A 21,716-nucleotide genomic window follows, 5' to 3' on the forward strand; every position below is an offset into this window, starting at 1 on the left:
ATGGTGGTCACTCGCCTTCTACGCGCATCACCGAAAGGACAGCACGAACGGTATCGAGTCGCGTGAGTCCGTCGACAGTCGCCGCCAGTGCGTCGTCGGTCGCCTGGTGCGTGACGATCACCAGTTCGGCGTCGTCGGGGCCCTCGGCACGCTGCCGGACGGTCTCGATGGACACGTCGTGCTCGGCGAACACCGCGGCGACGGCCGCGAGCACGCCGGGACGGTCGTCGACGTCGAGGCTGATGTGGTAACGCGTGACGGTCTCGCCCATCGGACGCACCGGGCGGTCGGCGTACCAGGACCCGCGCGGCCCGACGGCGTCGCCGATGCGGTTGCGCGCGGCGGTGACGAGGTCGCCGAGGACGGCGCTCGCGGTCGGCGCGCCGCCGGCGCCGGGGCCGTAGAACATCAGCCGGCCGGCCGCCTCGGCCTCGACGAACACCGCGTTGTAGGCGCCGCGGACGCTGGCCAGCGGATGGGTGCGCGGCAGCATGGCCGGGTGCACCCGCACGCCGACGCCCTGGCCGTCGGGCGACAGCTCGCAGATGGCCAGCAGCTTGACGACGGCGTTCATGGCCTGTGCCGACGCGACGTCGGCGGCAGTGACGTCGGCGATGCCCTCGCGGTGCACGTCGGCGGCGACCACCGGCGAATGGAACGCGATGCCGGCCAGGATGGCGGCCTTCGCGGCGGCGTCGAAGCCCTCGATGTCGGCGGTGGGGTCGGCCTCGGCGTACCCGAGCGACTGCGCCTCCTCGAGCGCCTCGGCGAAGCTGCTGCCCTCGCTGTCCATGCGGTCGAGGACGTAGTTGGTGGTGCCGTTGACGATGCCGAGCACGCGCTTGATGCGGTCACCGGCCAGCGACTCGCGCAGCGGGCGCAGCAGCGGGATCGCGCCGGCCACCGCGGCCTCGTAGTAGAGGTCGACGCCGTGCTTCTCGGCAGCGGTGTGCAGCGTGACGCCGTCTTCGGCGAGCAGCGCCTTGTTCGCCGTCACGACGGAGGCACCGCGCTGCATGGCGGCGAGCAGCAGCCCGCGGGCCGGCTCGATGCCGCCGATGACCTCGACGACGAGGTCGACGTCGTCGCGCTCGACGAGGGCGCGGGCGTCGGTGGTGAACAGCTCGGGCCCGGCCCCGGGGATGTCGCGGACCCGGCCGGTGCGGCGCACGGCGATGCCGGCCAGCTCCAGCCGGGCGCCGGCCCGGGCGGCGAGGTCGTCGGCGTGCTCGTGCAGGAGGCGGGCGACCTCCGTGCCCACCACACCGCATCCGAGCAGTGCCACGCGCAGGCTGGCCATCACTCCCCCTTCACCCCGGTCAATGCCACCGCACCAGTGTCCGGGAGGTCCGGACGATCTCGCGCCGTGCATCCATGATGCGAGACATCCGTCTCACCATACGTGGCGCCGCCGCAAGTCCTTCATTGCCGTTCTCGTGCATCGCGACCCCGTATCATTCCGCGCGTGAGCGTGCTGCGGGTCACCGTCGGCGGGGTGACGCAGCATTTCCCGCCGTCCGCCGGAGTCGTCCGGATCGGGCGGGCGGCCGGCGCCAACGTCGTCGTGTCCGAGTCCCGCGTCTCACGCCAGCATCTCACCGTCTCCTATGACGGCGGCTGGATCGCGCGCGACACCGACAGCTCCGGCGGCACCTGGCGCGGCGGCGTCCGGGTCACCGAGGTGCTGGTCGACGACGGCGTCGAGCTGACGCTGGGCGGTCCGTCCGGTCCCGCGGTATCGCTGGCCGCACCGGTCGCCGTCGCCGATGGCGTCGCTGCCGGAGAGCCGCCGCGGCCGCCGTCGGTGATCCGGGTCGGCCGCGCGCCGGACAACGACATCGTCATCGACGACCTCCTCACCGCCCGCTACCACGCGCGGCTCACGCCGAACGCGGACGGCTGGTACCTCGAGGACCTCGACAAGCACCACCAGACGTTCGTCCGTGGCGCCGACGTCGAGACCGCGCAGCTGGCCGAGGGCGACGTCGTCACGTTCGGCAAGGTGCGCTTCGTCGTCACGCGCGACGGGTTGCTGCCGGTGCCGGACTCGCCGTCGAGCGGCGGCCTCGACGTCTCCGACGTCCACTACGCGCTGCCGGGCGGCAAGGTGCTCACGTCGGGCGTCTCGCTGGACGTCGCGGGGCCGCGGCTGGTGGCGCTCATCGGGCCGTCGGGCTCCGGGAAGTCGACGCTGCTGCGGCTGATCAGCGGCGAGCTGGAGCCGTCGCAGGGCACGGTCAGCTACCAGGGCATCGACCCGCACCGGCAGCAGGAGGAGGTGCACGGGCGCATCGGCGTGGTGCCGCAGCACACCATCGCGCACGCGCAGCTCACGGCCCGCAAGGCGCTGCAGTACGCCGCGGAGCTGCGGCTGTCGCAGGACACCACGGCGGCCGAGCGGAAGCGGCGCATCGACGACGTGCTGCGCGAGCTGTCGCTGACCGAGCACGCCGACACCCAGGTGCGGCGGATGTCCGGCGGCCAGCAGCGCCGGCTCGCCATCGCGTTCGAGCTGCTGACGCGGCCGTCGCTGCTGATTCTCGACGAGCCCACGGCCGGCCTCGACCCCGCGCTGGTGCGCCAGATCATGACCGGCCTGCGCGAACTGGCCGACGGCGGCCGCCAGGTCATCGTCACGACGCACGACCTCGCCCACCTCGACCTCTGCGACGACGTCCTGATCATGCTGCCGGGCGGCCGCGTCGAGTACTTCGGCCCGCCGTCGGGCATCTCGGCGCACTTCGGGACCGGCGACTGGGCCGACATCTTCGAGCGGCTGAACGCCGCGGCGCCGCCTCCCCCGCCGCCGTCGGGCCCGTCCGTCTCGTCCGCCGACGTGCGCGCGTGGCTGCACCGGCTCAACCCACTGACCCTGCTGGACCGCGCGAGCGGCTACGGCCGCCCGCCCACCGCCACGGCGATCGTCGGCCCACAGGCCATCGACCAGCAGCGCCGCCGCCAGCAGACCTGGGTCCTGGCCCGCCGTCAGCTCCGGCTCATCGCCGCCGACCGCGGCTACGCCGGCTTCCTGCTGGTGCTGCCCATGGTCCTCGCGCTGCTCACCTTCGCCATCCCCGACGAGTCGGGCCTGGGCCGTCCGCTGAGCCCGCGCAGCACCGAGGCGATGCGGCTGCTGGTGGTCCTGGTGGTCGGGGCCGCTTTCATGGGCATGGCGGCGACCGTCCGCGACCTCGTCGCCGAACGCCGCATCTTCCGGCACGAGCGCGCCGCGGGACTGATGCCGGACGCGTACCTGGCGGCGAAGATCGCCGTGTTCTGCGGGGTCGTCGTCGTGCAGACGCTGATCCTGCTGCGGCTGGTCTACTGGTTCCGGGCCGGGCCCGAGGACGGCGTGCTGTTTGGCACCGGGGCCGTCGAGGTGGGCGTCGCCCTGGCGGCGACCGCCATCGTGTCGGCCCTGCTGGGGTTGCTGATCTCGTCCCTGGTCTCGACGCCCGAGCAGACCATGCCGCCCCTGGTGGTCGCGATCATGGCGCAACTGGTCCTCTGCGGCGGGCTCATCGAGGTGACGGGGCAGGCTGTGGTGTCGCAGCTGTCCTGGCTGGTCCCCGCCCGCTGGGGCTACGCCGCGGCCGCCTCGACCGTGAACGTGACGGACCTCGTCCCGAACGCCCCGGACGACGCGCTGTGGAGCCACAACCCGGTGGCGTGGCTGGGTGCGCTGGTGGCGCTGGCTCTGCTGGGGACGGGGTATGCGTGGCTGGCCCGGCGTCGGTTGCGCTCGACCTGACGTTCTGCCGGGGTGCTGAGGTGGGCTCCCCGTCCCCCTGCTGCCCAGTGTCTCAGCCGCGTGCACCCGCCTCAAGCCGGCGCCCCCTGTGGTTGCTCAACCGCGTGCTCGCGGGGCTTCGGCTTGACCCGTGCACTCGCGGCCAAGAACCTTGGCAGCTATCAGGGGGACGGGGAGACCCTGGGCACGCCTCGCCGTCATCTTGCGGCCCGCCGGGCTGTGCACCGCGATGATCATCAAGGATCCGCTACATCACGAGGATTACCCGAGCCTCAACACGATTGCAGGCGTGTTGAGGCTCGGGTAAGCCTGGTGGGCGGCCCAAGAAACGCGACCAAATCCCGCATCGTGGACGGCCACGAGACGTCAGGAGGGAGTTTCCCCGCTATAGCGAGGAAAAGTCCCTCCCGATAACCGCAGCCAGCGAGCCACCACCCACCGTCGCCAGACTCCCCCCGTCCCCCTGATAGCTGCCAAGACACTGGCCAGCAGGGGGACGGGGGGAACCCCAACTCAACTCCACGGACCCACATTGTGACGCAGGTCACATCGCAGGGTCGTCATACCCGGACAACAACGCCGTCTTGGCGGATAGGGGGGCGGGGCTCCGCCCCGTATCGAGGGTCTCGCCACCGGGGCGGCGGGGCCGGCGATGCGGGTCGGAGCCTCCGTTCTGTCCGCCCCAGCTCGCTACAGCCAGCCGTTCTGCTCGGCCACGCGGACCGCCTCGACCCGGTTGCGGGTGCCGGTCTTGCCGATGGCGCTGGAGAGGTAGTTCCGCACGGTCCCCTCGGACAGGTAGAGCCGACCAGCCACGTCGGCCACCGCGGAGCCGTCGCGCGACGCGCGCAGGACGTCGGCTTCGCGCGGGGTGAGCGGGGACGGACCGGCCGCAAGAGACTCCACCGCCAACGCCGGGTCGACGACGCGCAGGCCGGAGTGGACTCGGCGGATGGCGTCGGCGAGTTGTTCGGCGGGGCTGTCCTTGACGACGAAGCCGCTGGCCCCGGCCTCGATCGCCCGCCGCAGGTAGCCGGGCCGGCCGAAGGTCGTGACGACGAGGACGCGGCACCCGGGCAGCTGCTCGCGCAGCACCGCCGTCGCCGCGATGCCGTCCAACCCTGGCATCTCCACGTCCAGCAGTGCGACGTCCGGCCGCGCGTCCAGCGCGGCGGCGACGACCTCGTCGCCGCGGGCGACCTCGGCCACCACGTCGAGGTCGGGTTCCAACGACAGTAACGCCGCCATCGCACCGCGAACCAGCGCCTGGTCGTCGGCGAGCAGCAAACGGATCACGCCACCATCATTGCGGACACCGTCCAGCCGCCCCGGCCGTCGGGGCCGGCCTGCAGCGTGCCGCCGGCCGAAGCGACGCGCTCGCGCAGTCCCACCAGGCCGGACGAGACCGGCGACCCCTCGTGGGCCGCGCCGGAGACGCCGTCGTTCCAGATCTCGATGCGATCGGCCGTGACGGTGACCCGGCAGTACTGCGCGTGGCTGTGCCGGACGACGTTGGTGACGGACTCGCGCAGCACCCAGCCGAACAGCTCGCTCCGCCCGGCCGGGACGTGGTCGACGGCGCGCGGGAGGTCCGCCGTCACCCCGGCCGCCTCGAGCACCGTCGCCGCGCGGACCAGCTCCGACGGCAGCGTGACCTCGCGGTAGCCGGCGACGGTGCCGCGCACGTCCTTCAGTGCCTCGCGCAGCAGGCCCTCGACCTCGCGCAGCTCGGCGCGGGCGCGGTCGTCGTCGGTGTCGACGAGGCGGCGGGCGAGCTGCGTCTTGACGGTCGCGGCGGTGAGGCTGTGGCCGACGACGTCGTGCAGGTCGCGGGCGAAGCGCAGCCGCTCCTGCTCGACCGCCATGGAGGCGATCTGTTCCTGCGCGCGCACGAGCCGCAGGTTGGTGTCGCGCAGCCGGAAGATCGCGTCGGTGGCCCACGACGACCCGAAGATCGCGACGAGGAACCAGACGTTGACCTCCCAGTCCAGACCGAGCGTCCGGGGCACCAGCACGACGGCGACGCAGATGCTGCCGATGGTGGCCCAGGCCTCGCGCGGCCGCATGAGCACGAGCGCGATCTGGCTCAGCGCGAACCACACGACCACGCCGTTCTCGCCCGCGAACCCGACCACCAGGGTGCCGAGCACGCACAGCACGACGAACCCGCCGCGACGGATCGCGCATGGCGGCGGCTCCCCACGCCGCCGGGCCGCGGCCGCCCGCGCGAAGACGTAGAAGAACGCCCCGAGGAACGCCGCGACCGACGCGTACCCGAGGATCGCCCAGCCCAGCGGGTAGTGCTGCTGGTACACGCCGGCGGCCGTCGGTGTCAGCAGGACGGCCCAGACGACGCCGACGACCACCGGCAGCCGCCGTTCGCCGTCCCGCGCGGCGGGCGTGGCCGCGGGGACCGCGTCGGGACGGACCGGCGTGGGAGACATCGTCGCCAAGGTAGCGCGCGGGCTCATCGCTCCGCCCGGCCGTAGCGCCAGCGGACCACTCCGGCGAGCACGACGGTCCACACGACCAGCGTCAGCACGCCGCGCAGGACGTCGACCGACTCGCCGAACGGGGCCTGCGCCAGCGCGTTGAGCCAGTACGACGGGTACCACTGCGCGACCGCCTCCATGCCGCTGGGCAGCTGGTCGATCGGCACGAACACGCCGCCGAGGAACGCGCTGCCGAGCAGCACGACCATGCCGCGCGGCTGGGCGGAGCCGGCCGACCCGACCTGCCCGAGCAGCACGCCGATCAGCGCGAACGGGATGCTCGCCACCCAGAGCAGCAGCAACGACTCGGCCATGGCGGGCAGGTCCGCGCCGCCGCCCTGCACGGCCAGCCCGACGACGAAGACCAACGTCGCGGCCAGCATGCCGAGCACCAGCGCGACGACGCTCTTGCTCAGCGCGTAGGACAGCGGGCGCAACGGCGACAGCCGCAGCTGGCGGGTCCAGCCGGCGTGCCGCTCCTGCGCGACCCGGCCGCCCGCGGACACCGTCGAGGCAAGGCCGGCGAACACGCCCATCATCACCATGAGCGACGTCGTGGCGCCGGTGTCGTCGCCCCACATCGCGTTGTACAGCAGGAACAGTGCCGTCGGCAGGCCGGCGGTGAGGACCAGGGCGGCACGGTCGCGCAACAGCCGGCGGATCTCCAGCAGGGTGTAGGTCGCGTTCATCGTGCCGTCCTCCCATCGGTCAGCGTCACGAACGCCTCCTCCAGGTCGGCGCCCGTCACCTCGATGTCGTGCGCGCCCGGCGAGTGCGCCAGCAGCGTGCGCAGGACGCCGTCGCCGTCGGCCGTGCGGATCCGGACCTCGTGGCCGGCCCCGGTGTCGGCGACGGTGACGCCGTCGGTCCCGAACAGCTCGGTCAGCGCCGACGACGGCAGGTCCGGCACGACGGCGCGCACGGTGCGGACGGCGACGATCGACTTGATGTGCCGCGGCGTGCCGTCGGCGACCACGCTGCCGTCGCGGAGCAGGACGATGCGGTCGGCGAACCCGTCGGCCTCGTCGAGGTAGTGGGTCGCGAACAGCACGGTCTTGCCGGCGGCGGCGAAGCGGCGCATGGCCGCCCAGAACTCTCGCCGGGTCGCGACGTCCATGGCGACGGTCGGCTCGTCCAGGACCACGAGGTCGGGGTCCGGGACCAGCGCGAGCGCGAACCTGACCCGCTGCGCCTGCCCGCCGGACAGCTCGGTAGCCTGGCGGTTCGCCAGGTCGGTGAGGCCGGCCCGCGCGAGCACGTCGGCGACGGGCAGCGGGTGCGGCTGGACGGCCGCGAACAGCGCGACCATCTCGCCGACGGTGGCGTCCTCGAGCATGGCGCCGTCCTGCAGCATGGCGCCGACGAGGCCGTCGTCGACGGCGTCGCGCGGGCCGCGGCCGAAGACGGCGACGGTGCCGGTGTCGGGGCGGCTCAGGCCGAGGATGAGGTCGACGGTGGTCGACTTGCCGGCGCCGTTGGGCCCGAGCAGGGCCACGATCTCACCGGGTGCGACCTCGAGGTCGAGGCCGTCGACGGCGACGGTGTCGCCGTAGGTCTTGCGCAGCCCGGCCAGCCGGACCGCGTGCGGAGCTGTGGGTCGTCCTGTCATGCCTCCAGCGTCCGCCCGCGCCGGCCCGGGCGGAGGTCACCGCCGTCCGGTCCTGGGCATGACAGTTGTCACGACTGGTCCACGAGCTCCACCGGCCGGGCGATGACGTCGACCATGGCGCCGTTGCGGAACGTGGTGATGGGCAGCGGCACGTCGATGGCCTCGGCGAACATGCGCCGCTGTAGCGCCTGAGCGTCGTCGACCGGCTCGCCGCCGACCGTGACGACCAGGTCGCCGGGCCGCAGCCCCGCGACCTCGGCCGGGCTGTTCGGCTCGACGTGGACGATGCGCACGCCCTTGGTCCGGCCGATCCGCTCGGCCAGCGACGGCGGCACCGGCGCCGGCGACGTCGCGACCCCGAGGAACGCCCGGCGCACGCGGCCGTCGCGCAGCAGTGTCGTGACGATGCGGTTCGTGGTCGCGTTGATCGGCACGGCGAGGCCCAGCCCGACCCCGGCGACGGCGGTGTTGATGCCGACGACCTTCGCGTGCGCGTCGGCCAGCGCTCCGCCGGAGTTGCCCGGGTTCAGCGCGGCGTCGGTCTGGATGACGTCCTCGATGATGCGCACGGTGCGCCCGCTCTGCGCCGGCATCGACCGGCCGAGCGCGCTGACCACGCCGGCCGTCACCGAGCCGGACAGCCCCAGCGGGCTCCCGACCGCGACCACCAGCTGCCCGACCACCAGCTCGTCGGCGTCGCCGAGCGTGGCCGGCGGCGGGGTGTCGCCGTCGGCACGTACGACGGCGAGGTCGGAGAGCCGGTCGCGGCCGATGACGGTGTAGCCGACCTCGGTGCCGTCGGCGAACGCCGCCGTCCCGCGGCTGGAGCCGCCCACCACGTGCGCGTTGGTCAGCAGGAACCCGTCGCCGGTGAACACCACCGCCGAGCCCGTGCCGACGACGCCGGTGCGGCCGCGCCGCTCGCCCTGGACCGCCAGGCTCGCGACCGACGGCAGCAGCGTGCGCGCGACACTGGTCACCACCTGCGAATACGCGTCCAGCTCCTCGGCCATGGCGCACCTCCCCAACCTCGAGATGCAGGGGTCAACGCCGGGTACCGCGCACGCTACTCCCGTGTCCGCCGTGGGCGGACACACCGCCAGAATGGACCCATGAGCGCCCGCTTCGACGACGTCGCCGACGACCTCCGCGCCGCCTACGCCGGCGGAGTGGAGTATCGCGAGGCGATGGCCAAGACGGACTGGAAGCTGGCCGAGCGGGCCGCCTTCCTCGACCGGCTGCGGGCGGCCGGCGCGCGAACGCTGGTCGAGATCGGCGCCGGCACCGGCCAGGACGCGCTGTATTTCCAGTCGAACGGGCTGGACGTGGTGGCGACGGACCTGACGGCCGAGATGGTCGCCGCCTGCGCGGCGAAGGGACTGTCGGCTCGAGTGATGAGCGTGGTCGCGCCAGACCTGCCGGCGGGGTCGTTCGACGCGGCATACGCGCTGAACTGCCTACTGCACGTGCCGAACGCCGACCTGCCGGCGGCGCTGTCGTCGGTGAACGGGCTGCTGCGCCCGGGCGGGCTGTTCTTCCTCGGCGTCTACGGCGGCGACGGTTCGGAGGGCGTCGTCGAGACGGACCGGCACGACCCGCCGCGGTTCTTCTCCTGGCGCACCGACGAGCAGCTGCTCGCCTTCACCGGCGAGCACTTCGACGTCGTCGACTTCCACCGGGTGCCGCTCGGCGCGGCTGGGTGGTTCCAGTCGCTGACCCTACGCGGCCGTTGATCAGCCGACGTCGAGGGTGAGGAGGTCGTCCTCGGTCTCGCGGCGCATGATCAGCCGGGCGTCGCCGTCGCGGACGGCGACCACCGCGGCACGCGGCTGGTGGTTGTAGTTGCTGGCCATGCTGCGGCAGTAGGCGCCGGTGCCGGGGACGGCGACGAGGTCGCCCGCCGCGACGTCGTCGGGGAGGAACTCGTCCTTGACGACGATGTCGCCGCTCTCGCAGTGCTTGCCGACCACGCGCGACAGCACCGGCGCGGCCGAGGAGCCGCGCGAGGCGAGCGTGCAGGAGTAGTCGGCGTCGTAGAGGGCGGTGCGGATGTTGTCGCTCATACCGCCGTCGACGGCCACGTACCGGCGCGAGGCGCCGCCGTCGAGCGGAACAGACTTCACGGTGCCGACCTCGTAGAGCGTGAAGGTCGACGGGCCGGCGATGGAGCGGCCGGGTTCGATGCTCAGCCGCGGCACCGCGAGGCCGTAGCCGGCGCACTCGTGCTCGATGATCTCGGCCATGCCCGCGGCCAGGACGGCGGGCGGCTGCGGGTCGTCCTGGCTGGTGTAGGCGATGCCGAAGCCGCCGCCGAGGTCGAGCTCGGGCAGCTCGACGCGGTGCTCGTCGCGGATGTCGGCCTGCAGCCGCAGCACCCGGCGGGCCGCGACCTCGAAGCCGGCGGTGTCGTAGATCTGCGAGCCGATGTGCGAGTGCAGGCCCAGCAGCCGCAGCGACGGCGACTTCAGTACGGCCCGGACCGCCTCGGCGGCCTCGCCGGAGGCGATGGAGAAGCCGAACTTCTGGTCCTCGTGCGCGGTGGCGATGTACTCGTGCGTGTGCGCCTCGACGCCGACCTTGGTGCGGATGAGGACGTCGGCGCGGACGTCGCGGGACGCGGCGAGCGTGGCCAGCCGGTCGATCTCTTCGAACGAGTCGAGCACGATGCGCCCGACGCCGGCGTCGAGCGCACGGACCAGCTCGGACACCGACTTGTTGTTGCCGTGCAGGCCGATGCGGGCGGGCGGGAAGCCGGCCCGCAGCGCCACGGCCAGCTCGCCGCCGGAGCAGACGTCGAGGCTCAGCCCCTCCTCGGCGATCCAGCGCGCCGTCGCGACCGACAGGAACGCCTTGCCGGCGTAGTAGACGTCGGCCCCGCCGAGGATGCCCCCGAACGCGTCCTTGAACGCCCGCGCCCGCCGGCGGAAGTCGGTCTCGTCGACGACGTAGAGCGGGGTACCGAACTCGGTGGCCAGCTCCTTCACCGACAGGCCGCCGACCCGCAGGACGCCGTCGTCGTCGCGCTCGACGCCGTCGGCCCAGAGGCCGGGGAAGAGCGCGTTGACATCGTCGGGCTCGCGCAGCCAGGACGGGCCGCGGTGGCCGGCTTCCGCGTGCAAGGCGCCGGCTTCGTGTGCGCGCATGGGTTACATCCGATCCGGTGCGACGACGCCGAGCAGCGCGAGGCCGTTGGCCAGGACCACCTGGGTGGCCTCGACCAGCCACAGCCGCGCGCGGTGCACGTCGGTGGCCTCTTCGTCGCCCATGGGCAGCACGCGGCAGACGTCGTAGAACTTGTGGAAGGTGGACGCGGTGTCCTCGAGGTAGCGCGCGACGCGGTGCGGCTCGCGCAGCTCGGCCGCCGTGGCGACGACCCGCGGGAACTCGGCCAGCGCGCCCAGCAGCAGCGACTCGCGCTCGTGGTCGAGCAGCTCGGGCTTCAGCTCGCCCTTGTCGACGCCCAGCTCCGCGGCGTTGCGCAGGATGGACGCCAGCCGGGCGTGGCCGTACTGCACGTAGAAGACCGGGTTGTCCGAGGTCTGCTTCGTGATCTGGGCGACGTCGAGCGTCAGCGGGGAGTCGGCCGGGTAGCGGCACAGCGAGTACCGCAGCGCGTCGACGCCGGCCGCCTCGACCACCTGGCCGAGCGTGAGCATGGTGCCGGCGCGCTTGGACAGCCGCAGCTCCTGGCCGTCCTGCACGATCTTGACCAGCTGGCCGATGGGGATCTCGATGTTGTACTCGGGGTCGTCGCCCGCGCACGCCGCAAGCGCCTTGAGCCGGCCGATGTAGCCGTGGTGGTCGGCACCCAGCAGGTACACGCAGATGTCGAAGCCGCGCTCGCGCTTGTCGACGTAGTAGGCGGCGTCGGCGGCGAAGTAGGTGTACTCGCCGTTACTGCGCCGCAGGACGCGGTCCTTGTCGTCGCCGAAGTCGGTGGTGCGCATCCAGAGCGCGCCGTCGGCGTCGAACAGGTGGCCCTGCTGCCGCAGCACGTCGAGGGCGTGCTCGACCCGGCCGTTGTCGTGCAGGCTGCGCTCGGAGTACCAGACGTCGAAGTGCGTGCGGAACTCTTCGAGCTGCGACTGCTGCTCGGCCAGCTGCAGGCGGTAGCCCGCCTCGCGGAACGCGACGAGCTGCTCGTCGCGCGGGCGGTCGAGAATGCCGGGCTCCTGCGCGACGACGGCCTTGGCGAGGTCGTTGACGTACTCGCCGTGGTAGCCGTCCTCGGGCACCGCCTCGCCGTGCGCCCGGGCCATGATGGACGCGCCGAACTTGTCCATCTGGCCGCCGCGGTCGTTGATGTAGAACTCGCGGGTGACGGCGGCCCCTGCGGCCTCGAGCACCCGCGCCAGCGCGTCACCGACGGCGGCCCAGCGGACGTGGCCGAGGTGCAGCGGCCCCGTGGGGTTGGCCGAGATGAACTCGACGTCGATGGTGGTGCCGGCCAGCGCCGTGCCGTGGCCGTACGCCTCGCCCGCCTCGACGACGGTGCGGGCCAGCTCGCCCTGCGCCGCGGCCGACACGGTGATGTTGAGGAAGCCCGGCCCCGCGATGTCGACGGCCTCGATGCCGTCGACCTGACGCAGGCGCGCCGAGAGCAGCTCGGCCAGCGCCCGCGGGTTGGTGCCCGCCTTCTTCGCCAGCTGGAGCGCGACGTTCGTGGCGTAGTCGCCGTGGTCGCGGTTGCGCGGTCGCTCGACGCTCACCTGGGTGGGCACACCGTCGGGCAGGGCGAGGTCACCTGCGTCGACGGCGGCGGTGAGAACGTCACGTACCGCGCTGGAGAGCTGTTCGGGGGTCACCGAGCAAGCGTAGCCAAATCGCCGGCCGGGATCCTCTCGGTATCCGCGGCGAGACCGGCCAGCAGCTCGTCGAGCTTGAGCCCGAGCACGTCGGCGACGGCGACCACGGTGAAGAACGCCGGCGTGGGGATGCGGCCCCGCTCGATCTTGCGCAGCGTCTCGGGCGAGATCCCCGCCTGCGTCGCGACGTCGACGATGCTGCGGTCGCCGCGCGCCTCGCGCAGTGACAGGCCCAGCCGCTCGCCACGCTCACGCTCGTCGAGGGTCAACGGGACTCGCACCATGCGCCCAATACTAATACCGGTCGGCCGGGGTTGAGGGGTTGCCTCCTCGTCCACGCCTCGCCGCTTCCGCGGCGGTGCCTCCTGGTCTGGCGTCACGTCCTGGTCTCACGTCACGCGTTCCGGCCGAGTTCGGGCGTTTCGCGTGACACCAGACCACGACGTGACAGCAGACCAGGACGCCGGCCCGACCGCGACGGCCGGAACCGTCCTCGATGCACCCGGACAAGAGAATGGGCAGCAGGGGGGACGGGGCCACCCCGCGCAACCACGCGAGACCCCGCAGAACCTCTACATCACCGCCAGCTGTCCCCCGTCGATGACGAGCTCCGTCCCCGTGACGAAGGCGGCGTCGTCGGAGGCGAGGAACGCGCACGCGCCCGCGACGTCCTCGGCGAGACCCGCCCGGCCGAGCGGGATCCGGTCGCGCACGTACGTCTCCACGAAACCCTCCCCCAACCCCGAGGCGATGGCGGCGTTGAGCGGGGTCGCGATGTAGCCGGGGCACAGGGCGTTCACCCGGATCCCGTGCCGCCCCAGCTCGACGGCCATGGTGCGGGTGAGCAGCAGGACGCCGGCCTTGGTGGCGTTGTAGTGCGCATAGTCCTCCTCGCCGCCGAGGCCGTTGGTCGAGGACATGGTCACGATCACCCCACCTCGCCCGCGCGCGACCATGCCGCGCGCGACGGCCTGGGTGACGAGGAAGGTGCCGCGCAGGTTGACGGCGACCACGCGGTCGAACGACTCCGCCGAGATGTCGAGGAACGGCGAGCGGCTCGCGATGCCGGCGTTGCTGACCAGCACGTCCACGCCGCCCAGCCAGTCCGACGCCGCTGCCGCCATCGCATCCACGTCCGCGGAACGACTCACGTCGCAGCACATGCCGCCGACACCGAGCGAGGCCACCGTCGCGTCCACCGCGGCCGCGTCGTCGGCGCAGACGAAGACCCGCGCCCCCTCGGCCAGGAAGCGCCGCGCGGTCGCCAGGCCGATGCCGCTGGTCCCGCCCGTCACGAGCACTCCGCGACCGGCCAGCCCCCGCACTACGCGAGCTCCCAGGCCAGCAGGCCGGCCCCCAGACAGGCTGCCCGGTCGCCCAGCGCGGCCGGGGCGAGCGACGGCTGGCGCTGCAGGGTCAGTAGCTCGTCCAGGCGCCGGGCCAGCGGCACGAGCAGGTCGTCGCCGGCCAGGGAGAGCCCGCCGCCGACGACCACCAGTTCGGGCCCGACCAGCGACGAGCCGATGGCCAGCGCCTGTGCCAGGTACTCGACCGCCTCCTGCCAGACGGCGCGCGCCACCGGATCACCGCCCCTGGCCCGGGCCAGCACCTCCGCGGCCCCGTCGGCGACGCGGCCGCTGCGTTCGCCGTACCGCCGGGCGATGGCGGCCGCCGACGCCACGGTCTCGAGGCAGCCGTGCCCGCCGCAGGCGCACGGCTCGGAGCCCGCCACCCGCACGTGCCCGATCTCGCCCGCGTAGCCGCCCGCCTCCAGCAGGTTGCCGTCGACGATGAGGGCCGCGCCGATCCCCGTCCCGATGGCGAGGAACACCACGTCGTCACGGTCGCGGGCCGCACCGAGCCGCGACTCGGCCAGCGCGGCGACCCGGACGTCGTGCCCGAACGCGACCGGCAGCCCGGTGCGCGCGACAGCCAGCTCGGTGAAGGGCACGTCGGTCCAGCCGAGGTTCTCCGACCACAGCGCCGTCCCGGTCTGCGCGTCGACCATGCCCGGCACGACCAGCCCGGCCGCCGCTGCCGTCCGCGCTCGCGGATGCGCTGCCAGCTCCTCCAACGCGGTGAGCACGGACTTGACGACGGCGTCCGGCCCGCGGTCGCGCAGTGTCGGCCGCGACGTCTCGGCCAGCACGTTCATCGCCCGGTCGAAGACGGCGCCCTTCATGACGGTGCCGCCCACGTCCAGCGCGATGACCGTTCCCGCGGTCACAGACGGGGACCCGTTCCGTCGGCCAGCACCAGGTGGCAGGCGACCGGGTGGCCGTCGTCGCCGCGCGGAACCAGCGCGGGGTCGTCGGTCCGGCAGACCGCCTCGGCGACCGGGCAGCGGGTGTGGAACCGGCACCCCGGCGGCGGGTCGAGCGCACTGGGCATGTCGCCGCTGAGCACCACCCGCTGGGCCGCCCCGTCGACGGCGTGCAGCGGCGGCTCCGCGGACAGCAGCGCCTGCGTGTACGGATGGCGGGGCTGCGCGAACAGCTCGCTCGCCTTCGCCACCTCGACGATGCGGCCGAGGTACATGACGGCGATGCGGTCGCACATGAACTCCACGACGCTGAGGTCGTGCGAGATGAACAGGCAGGTGAACCCCAGCTCGGCCTGCAGGTCCTTGAGCAGGTTGAGGATGCCGGCCTGCACCGACACGTCGAGCGCCGAGACCGGCTCGTCGGCGATGAGGACCGACGGCTGCAGGCTCAGGGCGCGCGCGATGCCGACCCGCTGGCGCTGCCCGCCGGAGAGCTCGTGCGGGTAGCGGTGCCGCCACGCCGCCGCCAGCCCGCAATGGTCGAACAGCTCACTCACCCTTTCCTCGAGCGAGCGCCCCCTGGCCACCCGGTGCAGCCGCAGCGGCTCGGCGACGATGTCGCCGATGGACATCCGCGGGTCCAGCGACGAGTACGGATCCTGGAAGACCATCCGCAGCCGGCGGTGGACGGCGCGCAGCTCACGTCCCCCGGCGCGGGAGATGTCGCGGCCCTCGAACTCCACCGTCCCGGCGGTCGGCGTCTGCAGTCGCAGCAGCACCTTGCCCAGGGTCGACTTGCCGCTGCCGGACTCGCCGACCAGGCCGAACGTCTCGCCCGCCGCGAGGTCGAGGTCGACGCCGTCGACGGCGCGCAGCACCGACCGGTGGCCGAGCGACCCGACCTGGAACTCCTTGACCAGGCCGCTCGCCCGCAGAACCGTCCCCTCGGGGCTCACCACGACTCCTCCGGGTTGAAGCAGGCCACCAGGCCCCCGCCCGCCGGTTCCAGCTCGGGGCGGACCCGGCCGCACTGGTCGACGCCGCGGTGGCAGCGGGCTTCGAACGTGCACGCCGTCGCCGGCGCGGTCATGGTGGGCACCCGGCCGGGGATCTCGGCCAGCCGCCGCCCGCCGTGCTCCGGCCCGCCCGCGATCCCCCCGGAAGCCGCAGCGGACACCGTCGCCGATCGGGCCGCTTGGGGCGTCGAGGCGAGCAGCCGCGCGGTGTACGGATGTCGCGGGGTGTCGAGGATGTCGCGGGTCGGGCCCTCCTCGACCTTGCGCCCGGCGTACATGATCGACACCCGGTCGGCCATGGTCGCGATGACGCCGAGGTTGTGTGTGATCAGCATGATCGCCAGGTCGACGCGGTCGCGCAGGCTGCGCAGCAGGTCGAGGATCTGCGCCTGGACAGTGACGTCGAGGGCCGTCGTGGGCTCGTCGGCGATGAGCAGCTTCGGCTCGCAGGCGATCGCGATGGCGATCATCACGCGCTGCCGCATGCCGCCGGACAACTGGTGCGGGTACGCACGGCTACGGTTCGAAGCGTCGGGGATGCCGACGAGGTCGAGCAGCTCGACGGCGCGCGCCGCGGCCGCCGTCCGGCCCAGGTCGCGGTGCCGACGCAGCACCTCGCCGATCTGGCGGCCCACCGGCATGACCGGGTTGAGCGAGGTCATCGGCTCCTGGAAGATCATGCCGACCTCGCTCCCCCGCAGCCGGCGCAGGTCGCCGGGCGGCAGGGTGAGCAGGTCGCGCCCGGACAGCCGCACGCCGCCGCCGCGCACCGACGCGCTGCCCGGCAGCAGCCCCATGATCGAGAGGCCGAGGGTGCTCTTGCCGCAGCCGGACTCGCCGACGACACCGACGATCTCGCCCGGCTCGACCCGCAGCGACACGTCGTCGAGCGCCAGCACCTCGCCGTCGCCGGAGCGGAACCCGACGGAGAGCCCGTCCACCTCGAGTACCGGGGTCATCGTGCCCTCCGTGGGTCCAGGGCGTCGCGGGCGCCGTCGCCGAGCAGGTTGAAGCCGAGCGCCGCGACGAAGATCGCCAGGCCCGGGAAGACCGCCAGCCACGGCGCCGTCGTCGTGTACGCCTGAGCGGCCGTGAGCATGACCCCCCACGACGGCGTCGGCGGCTGCACGCCGAGGCCGAGGAACGACAGCATCGACTCGGTGATGATCGCGAACGGCATCAACACCGTGACCTGCACGATCAACGTGTTGACGATGTTCGGCAGGACGTGCCGGCCGAGGATCCGGGCGCTGCCGGCGCCGTCGGCCACCGAGGCGGCGATGTAGTCCTCCTCGCGCACCGAGAGCGTCTCGCCGCGGACCACCCGGATGAGCATGGGCACCTGCGAGACGCCGATGGCGATGGCGGCGTTGACCATCGACGGCCCGAGGATCGCCGTCAGGCCGACCGCCAGGACGATGAACGGGAACGCAAGCCCGGTGTCGGTCAGCCGCATGACGACGGTGTCCAGTCCGCCGCGGAAGTACCCGGCCACCAGCCCGAGCGGCAGCGCCACCAGCAGCGCGAGCAGCGTCGCCAGCACGCCCACCTGCAACGACGTCCGGCTGCCCCAGATGATTCGCGACGCGACGTCGCGGCCGAGCTCGTCGGTGCCCAGCCAGTGCGCCCCGGACGGGCCGGAGAGCGCCGGCGAGCCGGTGATCTCCTCGGCCCCGAACGGCGCGAGCACCGGCGCCAGCAGGGCGACCAGCACCACCCCGCCCACGAGGACGAGGCCGATGCGCCCGGTGCGGTGCCCGGCGATGCGGCGCAGGACGCCGCGCCTCCGGACCACCGGCTCGGAGGATGGGGTGTCGACGGTCGTCACGGCGCTCACGCTGCCTTCGCCTCCAGCCGGACTCGAGGGTTCAGGACGGTGTAGAGGACGTCGACCAGCAGGTTGACGACGATGTAGGCGACGGCGGCCAGCAGGGTGACGGCCTGGATCACCGGGTAGTCGCGGGTGGAGACGGCGTCGATGATCAGCTTGCCGAAGCCCGGGATGAGGAAGATCTGCTCCGTCACCACCGAGCCGGCGATCAGCAGGCCCAGCTGCAGGCCCAGGATCGTCGTGACGGTCAGCAGGCTGTTGCGCAGGGCGTGCCGGACCACGACCGACCACTCCGACAGCCCCTTGGCGCGCGCGGTCCGGATGAAGTCGGCCGAGAGCGTCTGCACCATGGACGACCGCGTCTGGCGCATGATCACCGCCGACAGCCCCATGCCCAGCACCACCGACGGCAGCACCAGGTGCTGCAGGTTCGCCACCGGGTCGTCGGCGAACGCCACGAACCCCGACGCCGGGAAGATCCCGAGCTGCACCGCGAAGACCGCGATGAGGATCAGCCCGACCCAGAAGTTCGGCACCGACATCCCGGTCAGCGTCAGCGCGTTGCCGAGGTGGTCGGGCCAGCGACCGCGGTACATGGCCGCCAGCACCCCGATCGGGATGCCCACCAGCATGGCGACGAGCAGGCTGCACGCCGCCAGCTGGAGGGTCACCGGGATCCGGTCGGCCACCATGTCCGCGACCGGCAGCGACGTGCGGATCGACTGGCCGAAGTCGCCTTGCAGCACCTGGGACAGCCAGGCGACGTACTGTGCGGGGAGCGGCTGGTCCAGCCCGTAGCGCTCGCGGATGGCCGCCAGCAGCTCCGGGTCGCGCGCACCTTCCTGCCCGGCCAGCGCCAGGGCCGGATCGCCGGGCAGGGCGTGCGCGCCGAGGAACACCACGACCGAGGCCAGCAGGAGGGTGACGATGGCCCAGCCCGCTCTCCTGATCACGTACGCGGTCATCGACCCGTCCTTTCGGTCGCTGCGTGGCGGACGCTCCCCGTCATTCCGTGACGGACACTCCCTTGAGCCGGATCAGGCCGTCCGGGACGAGCTGCAGACCCTGCACGGAGTCGCGCCAGCCGGTGAGCAGGTTCGGGTTCATCAGGACCACCTCGCTGTGCCGCGCCCGGGCCAGCTCCCAGGCAGCCGCGTAGGCGGTGGCCCGCTCGGCCGGGTCGTTGACGGTGCGCGCGGCCTCGATGGCGGCGTCGACGTCCGGGTCGGACGCCTTGCCGAAGTTCTGCCCGCCGTCGGTGTGCTCGAAGGTGGCGAAGTTGCCGTCCGGGTCGGCCCGGCCGGACCACGTCAGCACCACGGCGTCGAAGGATCCCGCCGCGGCGTCGTCGATGAGCGTGCCGACCTCGGTCGGGCGGACGTTCACCTCGAAGCCGGCCTCGGCGGCCTGCGCCTGGATGAGCTCGCCGCGCCGGGTGCTGAGGGTGTTGTTCAGCAGCACCAGGTCGATCGCGACCGGCGTCGCCACGCCCGCCTCGGCCAGCAGGTCCATGGCGGCCTGCGGGTCGCGCTCGGTGCACTCGAGGTCGTCGAGGAAGTACGGGCTCGCGCCGGGGAACGGCTGGCAGCTCGTGGAGTGCAGGCCGCCGTAGACGGTGTCGTTGATCTCCTGGCGGTCCAGGGCCAGCTCGAACGCCTCGCGCACCCGCACGTCGGCGAACGGCCCGTCGACCGTGTTGAGCATGAGGGTGTCGAAGCCCAGCGACGGCAGGGTGTCGACGGTGATGCCGTCGGCGCTCTCGAGCTGCGCGTACTCCGTCGTGGGGATGCGGTCGATGACGTCGATCTCACCGGAGCGCAGGTTCGCCACGCGGACGGTGTCGTCGAGGATCGGGCGCATGGTGACGCGGTCGATGTGCACCTGGTCGGCGTCGTAGTACAGGTCGGACTTCTCGAGGACGATGCGGTCGCCGACGACGCGCTCGACGAGGTCGAACGGGCCGACGCAGGACGGGTCCTGGGTGAAGTCCTCGCCCAGCTCCTCGAGCTTGGCCGGCGACATGATCATGCCGGAGCGGTCGGCCAGGATCGCCGTCAGCGGCGCATAGGGCTGCTGGAGCGCGATCTCGACCGTCATGGGGTCGGCGACGCGGACCTCGGCCACCGGGCCCAGCTCGCCCGCTCGGGCCGAGCCCTCGGTCTCGCGGTGCCGGTCCAGCGAGGTCTTCACGGCCTCGGCGTCGAACGGCTCGCCGTCGTTGAACTGCACGCCCTCGCGCAGCGGGATGGTCACCGTCAGGCCGTCCTCGGACACCGTGGGCAGCTCAGCCGCCAGCTGGGGCACGATCTCGAGGTCCGGGCTGAGGTCGTAGAGCTTCTCGCACATGTGCATGAACACGTAGCGGCCGCCGAAGGTCTGGCCGAACGTGGGGTCGAGCGTGTCGGCGTCCTCGACCATGGAGATCGTGATCTCGGCGGCGCCCTCGGCGCCACCCTCCTCGGAACCCGCGCCGGAACCGTCGTCGCCGGAGCCTCCGCAGGCCGCCAGGACGATCAGCGCCACCGCGGACGAGGCCCCTGCACGCCACCGGCGGCGGACGCCGGTGCTTCGATGAGTACGCATGTCTCACACCTCTCGCATCCGTGCCGAACGTGAGCGAATCGGGTATAACTAGATAAGAAACCTACCTATCCTGTCAAGGGGTATTCGTGGTGAAGGTCACACCTCCGGGGGACACCGCGGCGGGATCGCCCTCGGTCCTCAGACGCCTCAACCTGGCCCATGTCCTGCGCGTCATCCGCAGCGAGGGCCCCATGCCGCGCAGCGACGTCGTGCGCGCCAGCGGAATCTCCAAGCCAACCGTCAACGAGGTTGTCGAAACCCTGCTGGCCGAGGGCCTCATCACCGAGTCGCTCGACGGCGGCACCGACCGGCCCCGCCGGCCCGGCCCGCGGGCCCGGTTGCTGCAGTTCAACGCGCGCCGGCGGCTGGTGGTCGGGGTCGACGTCGAGTCCTCGCGGATCCTCGCGCTGCTCTCCGACCTCGACGGCACCATCCTCGGCTCGGCGCGGCGGCCCACGCCGCACGGCGGCCGTCAGGACGAGGTGGTGCGGGCGGTCCGGCAGACGGTGCGCGACGTCGTGGCGCAGGCCGAGATCGACTGGTCCGCCGTCCGGGCCGTCGTCGTCGGCACGCCCGGCATCGTCGACCGCGAGTCCGGGACGGTGCGACTGGTGCCGCAGCTGTCCGGGTGGGAGGGCCGGCCGCTCGCCCGGCTGCTGTCCGACGCCCTGGCGGCACCGGTGCTGCTCGAGCACGACGTCCACCTCGCGGTCATCGGCGAGTACTGGCGCGGCGAGGCCGCGGGGCTGCGCAACGCCGCCTACGTGCAGATCGACGTCGGCGTCGGCATGGGCTTCCTCATCGACGGGACGGTGTACGCGGGGGCCGACGGCGCCGCGGGCGAGGTGGGCTACCTGCCGGTGGTCCGCGACCTCCCCACCACCGCCGCCGCGGCCGGGCTCGGCCCGTTCGAGGCGGCCGCCGGCGCGACGGCGTTCAGCGCGTTCGCCGCCGAGGCGATCGCCCGGGGCGACGAGACCAGCCTGCGCCCGGTCGACGGCGGCGAGGTCAGCGCTTCCTCCGTGCTCGCCGCGGCCCACGACGGCGACCGCACCGCCGCCGGCATCGTCGACGCCGTCCTCGGCCACCTCGCGCGCGGGCTGGCCAGCATCGCGGCCGTGCTCAACCCGCAGATCGTCGTGCTCGGCGGCGAGGTGGGCGAGCAGCTCGGCGCGTACGTGCCCTGGCTGCAGCAGCAGCTCGACGCCGCGGTACCGGCGCCGCCGCGCGTCCACGTCACCTCGCTGGAGGACCAGGCCATCGCCCTCGGCGCGGTCCGGCGCGGCATCGACACCGTCGAGGCGCAGATCTTCGACCAGATCGGCGCCGCCACCGGATGACATCATGCTCCGGGGTGGGTGTGACG

At 72.9% G+C, this 21,716-nt stretch carries 19 protein-coding genes; 3 read left to right on the forward strand and 16 right to left on the reverse strand.

Annotated elements, in window-relative coordinates:
• Positions 1-7: 7 nt before the first annotated feature.
• Positions 8-1,300 (reverse strand): homoserine dehydrogenase, encoded by a 1,293-nt coding sequence (locus HD601_RS01335; protein ID WP_184818605.1) that lies wholly within the window; start codon positions 1,298-1,300, stop codon positions 8-10.
• A 165-nt stretch (positions 1,301-1,465) separates the two neighbouring features.
• Here HD601_RS01335 and HD601_RS01340 point away from each other — a divergent pair, with 165 nt between their 5' ends.
• The gene (locus HD601_RS01340; RefSeq protein ID WP_184818607.1) at positions 1,466-3,751 is read left to right on the forward strand and encodes an ATP-binding cassette domain-containing protein; all 2,286 of its coding nucleotides are present in this window, start codon (positions 1,466-1,468) and stop codon (positions 3,749-3,751) included.
• Positions 3,752-4,441: 690 nt separating this feature from the next.
• Here HD601_RS01340 and HD601_RS01345 read toward each other — a convergent pair.
• From HD601_RS01345 to HD601_RS01365, 5 genes are all read right to left on the reverse strand, one after another.
• The gene (locus HD601_RS01345; protein ID WP_184818609.1) at positions 4,442-5,047 is read right to left on the reverse strand and encodes a response regulator; all 606 of its coding nucleotides are present in this window, start codon (positions 5,045-5,047) and stop codon (positions 4,442-4,444) included.
• Positions 5,044-6,195, reverse strand: coding sequence for a sensor histidine kinase (locus tag HD601_RS01350; RefSeq protein WP_184818611.1), 1,152 nt, complete (start codon positions 6,193-6,195; stop codon positions 5,044-5,046). The genes HD601_RS01345 and HD601_RS01350 overlap by 4 nt, the downstream gene beginning before the upstream one ends.
• 23 nt (positions 6,196-6,218) lie before the next feature.
• Positions 6,219-6,932: an ABC transporter permease gene (locus HD601_RS01355; protein WP_184818613.1), complete on the reverse strand. Its 714-nt coding sequence runs from the start codon at positions 6,930-6,932 to the stop codon at positions 6,219-6,221.
• Positions 6,929-7,852, reverse strand: a complete 924-nt coding sequence (locus HD601_RS01360) for an ABC transporter ATP-binding protein (RefSeq protein WP_184818615.1) — start codon at positions 7,850-7,852, stop codon at positions 6,929-6,931. The genes HD601_RS01355 and HD601_RS01360 overlap by 4 nt, the downstream gene beginning before the upstream one ends.
• A 68-nt stretch (positions 7,853-7,920) precedes the next feature.
• Positions 7,921-8,865, reverse strand: coding sequence for a S1C family serine protease (locus tag HD601_RS01365; protein ID WP_184818617.1), 945 nt, complete (start codon positions 8,863-8,865; stop codon positions 7,921-7,923).
• A 99-nt stretch (positions 8,866-8,964) separates the two neighbouring features.
• On the opposite strand from HD601_RS01365, the gene HD601_RS01370 reads away from it, so the two are divergent.
• On the forward strand, positions 8,965-9,585 hold the full coding sequence (locus HD601_RS01370; protein WP_184818619.1) for a class I SAM-dependent methyltransferase: 621 nt from the start codon (positions 8,965-8,967) through the stop codon (positions 9,583-9,585).
• Here HD601_RS01370 and lysA read toward each other — a convergent pair whose 3' ends face one another.
• The 10 genes from lysA to HD601_RS01420 form a co-directional block, all read right to left on the reverse strand.
• The gene (lysA, locus tag HD601_RS01375) at positions 9,586-10,995 is read right to left on the reverse strand and encodes a diaminopimelate decarboxylase (RefSeq protein WP_184818622.1); all 1,410 of its coding nucleotides are present in this window, start codon (positions 10,993-10,995) and stop codon (positions 9,586-9,588) included. It lies immediately after the preceding gene.
• A 3-nt stretch (positions 10,996-10,998) separates the two neighbouring features.
• On the reverse strand, positions 10,999-12,657 hold the full coding sequence (argS, locus tag HD601_RS01380) for an arginine--tRNA ligase (RefSeq protein WP_184818624.1): 1,659 nt from the start codon (positions 12,655-12,657) through the stop codon (positions 10,999-11,001).
• Entirely contained in the window at positions 12,654-12,941 is a 288-nt protein-coding gene (locus tag HD601_RS01385) for a helix-turn-helix domain-containing protein (RefSeq protein ID WP_184818627.1), read from the reverse strand. Before HD601_RS01385 ends, argS begins: the two co-directional genes overlap by 4 nt.
• 288 nt (positions 12,942-13,229) lie before the next feature.
• Positions 13,230-13,982, reverse strand: coding sequence for a glucose 1-dehydrogenase (locus tag HD601_RS01390; protein WP_184818629.1), 753 nt, complete (start codon positions 13,980-13,982; stop codon positions 13,230-13,232).
• Positions 13,982-14,884, reverse strand: a complete 903-nt coding sequence (locus HD601_RS01395; RefSeq protein WP_221440455.1) for an ROK family protein — start codon at positions 14,882-14,884, stop codon at positions 13,982-13,984. The genes HD601_RS01390 and HD601_RS01395 overlap by 1 nt, the downstream gene beginning before the upstream one ends.
• Complete coding sequence (locus HD601_RS01400; RefSeq protein WP_221440456.1) at positions 14,881-15,876, reverse strand: ABC transporter ATP-binding protein; 996 nt, start codon at positions 15,874-15,876, stop codon at positions 14,881-14,883. The genes HD601_RS01395 and HD601_RS01400 overlap by 4 nt, the downstream gene beginning before the upstream one ends.
• The gene (locus tag HD601_RS01405) at positions 15,873-16,895 is read right to left on the reverse strand and encodes an ABC transporter ATP-binding protein (RefSeq protein ID WP_184818631.1); all 1,023 of its coding nucleotides are present in this window, start codon (positions 16,893-16,895) and stop codon (positions 15,873-15,875) included. Before HD601_RS01405 ends, HD601_RS01400 begins: the two co-directional genes overlap by 4 nt.
• Complete coding sequence (locus HD601_RS33315) at positions 16,892-17,764, reverse strand: ABC transporter permease subunit (protein WP_184818633.1); 873 nt, start codon at positions 17,762-17,764, stop codon at positions 16,892-16,894. The genes HD601_RS01405 and HD601_RS33315 overlap by 4 nt, the downstream gene beginning before the upstream one ends.
• A gap of 5 nt (positions 17,765-17,769) precedes the next feature.
• Positions 17,770-18,732, reverse strand: coding sequence for an ABC transporter permease (locus HD601_RS01415; RefSeq protein ID WP_184818635.1), 963 nt, complete (start codon positions 18,730-18,732; stop codon positions 17,770-17,772).
• A gap of 40 nt (positions 18,733-18,772) precedes the next feature.
• Positions 18,773-20,350: an ABC transporter substrate-binding protein gene (locus HD601_RS01420; RefSeq protein ID WP_184818637.1), complete on the reverse strand. Its 1,578-nt coding sequence runs from the start codon at positions 20,348-20,350 to the stop codon at positions 18,773-18,775.
• 191 nt (positions 20,351-20,541) lie between these two features.
• Here HD601_RS01420 and HD601_RS01425 point away from each other — a divergent pair, with 191 nt between their 5' ends.
• Positions 20,542-21,690 carry an ROK family protein gene (locus HD601_RS01425; protein ID WP_184829347.1) on the forward strand — a complete coding sequence of 383 codons (1,149 nt, stop codon included), beginning with the start codon at positions 20,542-20,544 and terminating at the stop codon, positions 21,688-21,690.
• The last annotated feature ends 26 nt before the right edge of the window (positions 21,691-21,716 follow it).

It is taken from the genome of Jiangella mangrovi (genome assembly GCF_014204975.1).
Taxonomy (GTDB): Bacteria; Actinomycetota; Actinomycetes; order Jiangellales; family Jiangellaceae; genus Jiangella; species Jiangella mangrovi.

What these genes read in the sequence shown, in the direction of transcription:
- HD601_RS01370 (WP_184818619.1), top strand. Translation starts at nt 8,965, where the DNA reads ATGAGCGCCCGCTTCGACGACGTCGCCGACGACCTCCGCGCCGCCTAC.
- HD601_RS01335 (WP_184818605.1), bottom strand. Translation starts at nt 1,300, where the DNA reads ATGGCCAGCCTGCGCGTGGCACTGCTCGGATGCGGTGTGGTGGGCACG.
- HD601_RS01360 (WP_184818615.1), bottom strand. Translation starts at nt 7,852, where the DNA reads ATGACAGGACGACCCACAGCTCCGCACGCGGTCCGGCTGGCCGGGCTG.
- HD601_RS01350 (WP_184818611.1), bottom strand. Translation starts at nt 6,195, where the DNA reads ATGTCTCCCACGCCGGTCCGTCCCGACGCGGTCCCCGCGGCCACGCCC.
- HD601_RS01420 (WP_184818637.1), bottom strand. Translation starts at nt 20,350, where the DNA reads ATGCGTACTCATCGAAGCACCGGCGTCCGCCGCCGGTGGCGTGCAGGG.
- HD601_RS01415 (WP_184818635.1), bottom strand. Translation starts at nt 18,732, where the DNA reads ATGACCGCGTACGTGATCAGGAGAGCGGGCTGGGCCATCGTCACCCTC.
- lysA (WP_184818622.1), bottom strand. Translation starts at nt 10,995, where the DNA reads ATGCGCGCACACGAAGCCGGCGCCTTGCACGCGGAAGCCGGCCACCGC.
- HD601_RS01385 (WP_184818627.1), bottom strand. Translation starts at nt 12,941, where the DNA reads ATGGTGCGAGTCCCGTTGACCCTCGACGAGCGTGAGCGTGGCGAGCGG.
- HD601_RS01425 (WP_184829347.1), top strand. Translation starts at nt 20,542, where the DNA reads ATGCCGCGCAGCGACGTCGTGCGCGCCAGCGGAATCTCCAAGCCAACC.
- HD601_RS01355 (WP_184818613.1), bottom strand. Translation starts at nt 6,932, where the DNA reads ATGAACGCGACCTACACCCTGCTGGAGATCCGCCGGCTGTTGCGCGAC.
- HD601_RS01365 (WP_184818617.1), bottom strand. Translation starts at nt 8,865, where the DNA reads ATGGCCGAGGAGCTGGACGCGTATTCGCAGGTGGTGACCAGTGTCGCG.
- HD601_RS01405 (WP_184818631.1), bottom strand. Translation starts at nt 16,895, where the DNA reads ATGACCCCGGTACTCGAGGTGGACGGGCTCTCCGTCGGGTTCCGCTCC.